The organism is Janibacter sp. CFPM2_SD2 (genome assembly GCF_057364645.1).
The window spans coordinates 1-3,352 of sequence record NZ_JBNFOF010000258.1; the positions used below are offsets into that span (position 1 = coordinate 1).

General features: G+C 72.0%; 3 protein-coding genes and 1 pseudogene. 1 reads left to right on the forward strand and 3 read right to left on the reverse strand.

The window, feature by feature from the left end:
• The 3 genes and pseudogenes from AC2W7J_RS16790 to AC2W7J_RS16800 form a co-directional block, all read right to left on the reverse strand.
• Positions 1-1,053, reverse strand: a pseudogene (locus AC2W7J_RS16790) (SPFH domain-containing protein); the annotation flags it as partial.
• Between the two features lie 27 nt (positions 1,054-1,080).
• Complete coding sequence (locus AC2W7J_RS16795) at positions 1,081-1,530, reverse strand: NfeD family protein (protein ID WP_255183467.1); 450 nt, start codon at positions 1,528-1,530, stop codon at positions 1,081-1,083.
• Positions 1,531-1,636: 106 nt separating this feature from the next.
• Complete coding sequence (locus tag AC2W7J_RS16800) at positions 1,637-2,422, reverse strand: ABC transporter ATP-binding protein (RefSeq protein WP_485983809.1); 786 nt, start codon at positions 2,420-2,422, stop codon at positions 1,637-1,639.
• 202 nt (positions 2,423-2,624) lie between these two features.
• Between AC2W7J_RS16800 and AC2W7J_RS16805 the strand changes: the two genes are divergently transcribed.
• On the forward strand, positions 2,625-3,218 hold the full coding sequence (locus tag AC2W7J_RS16805; RefSeq protein ID WP_485983810.1) for a hypothetical protein: 594 nt from the start codon (positions 2,625-2,627) through the stop codon (positions 3,216-3,218).
• The last annotated feature ends 134 nt before the right edge of the window (positions 3,219-3,352 follow it).

Consider the following 3,352-nt stretch of genomic DNA (forward strand, 5'->3'; position numbering starts at 1 on the left):
CCCGCGAGGCGGGCGTCGCGTGCTCGGTGGCCTCGCGGCTGGCCTGACCGGCCTGACCGCGCGCCTCGGCGAGGGCGTCGCCCGGGTCCTCGAGCGCAGTCTGGTCGAAGACGTTGGCGTCCTCCGGGCCGGGTCGACCCACTCCTCCGAGTCCAGACCCCCCTTCGGCCCGTCGCCGTCGCCGCCACCGAGCGCACCACCGATGCCGCGCAGGGCGTCGGTCAGCTCGCTGGGGATGATCCACATCTTGTTGGCGTCGCCCGTCGCGATCTGCGGCAGCACCTGCAGGTACTGGTAGGCGAGCAGCTTCTGCGTCGGCTTGCCACGGTGGATCGCGTCGAAGACCTGCTTGATCGCCCGCGACTGCCCCTGGGCCTCGAGGACGGCCGCCTGGGCGGAGCCCTCGGCGCGCAGGATCGCCGACTGCTTCTCACCCTCGGCGGTGAGGATCTGCGACTGCTTGACGCCCTCGGCGTTGAGGATCGCGGCGCGACGGTCACGCTCGGCCTTCATCTGCTTCTCCATCGACTCCTGGATCGACATCGGCGGGTCGATCGCCTTGAGCTCGACCCGGTTGACCCGGATGCCCCAGCGGCCGGTCGCCTCGTCGAGGGCGCCGCGGAGCTGGCCGTTGATCTGGTCACGGCTGGTCAGCGTCTGCTCGAGGTCGAGCGAGCCGATGACATTGCGCAGCGTCGTGACGGTCAGCTGCTCGATGCCCTGGATGAAGTTGGCGATCTCGTAGACGGCCCGCTTGGAGTCGATGACCGTGTAGTAGATGACCGTGTCGATGTTGACCACGAGGTTGTCCGAGGTGATCACCGGCTGCGGCGGGAAGCTGACGACCTGCTCGCGCAGGTCGATGCTGGCGCGCACCTTGTCGACGAAGGGCACGAGGATGTGGATGCCCCCCTCGAGCGTGCGCGAGTAGCGACCCAGGCGCTCGATGATCAGCGAGGTCTGCTGCGGGACGATGCGCACCGTCTTGAAGAGGATGACGAGCGCGAAGACGAGCAGCGCGAGCAGGAAGATGAGGATTCCGGCGCCGTCCATGGGCGAGTCCTTTCGTGGAGGGTCAGGTCAGGGGGTCTTGGTGACGATCGCGGTCGCGCCGTCGATCGACACGACGCGGACCTCGTCACCGGGCATGCACGGCTGCGCCCCGTCGGGGACGCGGGCGCTCCACGTCTCACCGGCGAGCCGGACCCGCCCGTCGGTCTCGGTGACGGTCTCGAGGACACGGGCCTGACGGCCGGCCAGGGCACCCGACCCGATGTCCGCGGAGGCGGCCGGATCGGTGAACTGCCGCTTGACGATCGGGCGCACCACCGCGATGAGCAGCAGCGCCACGGCCACGGCCACGACGATCTGCACGACGACGGGTGCGCCGAGACCGGCGGCCAGCGCCCCGACGAGGGCCCCGCCGAAGAGCATGACGAAGACGAAGTCGACGGTGGCCGCCTCGATCGCGATCAGGACGAGCGCCAGGCCCAGCCACGCCAGCCAGAGGTTGTCCCCGAGCCACTCCATGTATTGCCCCCTAGGTCGTGCGTCCAGCCCCCATCATGTCAACCGCACCCCGACGAAGGGGGTTCAGCCCTTCGGTCGTGACCACAGCGTGTCCGGCGCGCCGGCCTCAGGAGCGCGCGCGGGCCGCCCAGCGCTGCCCGTGCTGCTCGAGCACGAGGTCGAGCCCGAAGGTCTCGGAGAGGTTGGCCTCGGTGAGCGTGATCTCGAGCGGGCCCTGCGCGACGACCTGACCCTCGCGCAGGAGGAGCACGTCGGTGAAGTGCGGCGGGATCTCCTCGACGTGGTGGGTCACCATGACGAGCGCAGGGGCCTCGAGGTCACCGGCGATCTGGCCGAGCCGGCCGACGAGGTCCTCGCGGCCACCGAGGTCGAGGCCTGCCGCCGGCTCGTCGAGGAGCATCAGCTCGGGGTCGGTCATGAGGGCCCGGGCGATCTGCACCCGCTTGCGCTCGCCCTCGGAGAGGGTGCCGTAGGTGCGGTCGGCGAGGTGACCCGCGCCGAGGGCCTCGAGCAGCTCGAGGGCGCGCGCGTGGTCGAGGCCGTCGTAGGACTCGCGCCAGCGGCCGACGACGCCCCACGAGGCGGTGACGACGACGTCGGCCACCCGCTCGCGGCTGGGGATGCGCTCGGCGAGCGCCGCCGAGGCCAGTCCGATCCGGGGCCGAAGCTCGAAGACGTCGACCGCGCCCATGACCTCGCCGAGGATGCCGACGACCCCGCGGGTCGGGTGCATGCGCCCGGATGCGAGCTGCAGCAGCGTCGTCTTGCCGGCGCCGTTGGGCCCGAGCACGACCCAGCGCTGACCCTCCTCGACCTCCCAGTCGATCTCGGACAGCAGGGTGGATCCCCCGCGGACCACGGTCGCACCGGCCAGGGCGAGGACATCACTCATGGACCCGACCCTAACCGTCGCTGACTACCATCTGTCAGATGCCCGAGCTGCCCGCATCCGTCCGTGTCGCCGCCTGGGTGACGCACGCCTGGGCGGGCGGCGTCACCCTCACCGAGGCCGTCGAACGGGCCCTGCCCGACGTCGACCACACCGAGGGCCTCGTCGAGCAGCTGCGGCTGTGGCGCGACCTCGGCGAGGCGGCGTGCTCGTGGCCTTGCCCTCTCCCGGTGACCTCGCCGGGCTGCCGCGGTGCGGCCCGATCGCGACCGATGCCGCCGCCGACGCCGGGGAGGCGCTCTACGTCGCCGGGCTCGGCGGCCTCCTCGTCCCGAGCGTCTCGACCTTCGGCTCTGCGGGGGCCGAGGGCCTGCGCATCGACTGGATGGCCCACGACGCCGACCCCGTGCCCCCGCACCGCATCGAGGCGCTCGAGCCCTCGCAGCTCGAGCGCCACCTGCGCCGCCGGCTGCTCCTGGCCATCGACGAGCTCGACGCGGTGGGCGGCACCCCCGGTGGGCCGACGAGATCGCCCGCGACCTCGTCGACGAGCGTCTCGGCACCGACTGGGCCCTGCCCACCGCGCTGCCGGAGCCGGGCCCGCAAGGTCATCGCGCTCGCCGGCACGTCTCGCTCGCGGCCGAGGTGGGCCTGCAGGCCTCCCGGCGCCCTCACGGCTGCGGGTGACGAGTCGCGCGCCGTCGCCCTTCGCTCCTTGCGGCGGGAGAGCGAGCGGACCCTCGCCGACGCGACCAATGCCGCCTGCGCAGCGTTGGCCGGTTGGGTGCCGAGCCGGTGATGCGCACGCTGACCACGTCTCGCCTGCGGCTGGAGCCGATCGTCGCGCGGCACCTGGACTTCCTCGCTCGTCGAGCTCGTCGACGAGCGAGCGGACTCGCCAGCTGATCACCCCAGCTAAGTAGGAGCTTGAAC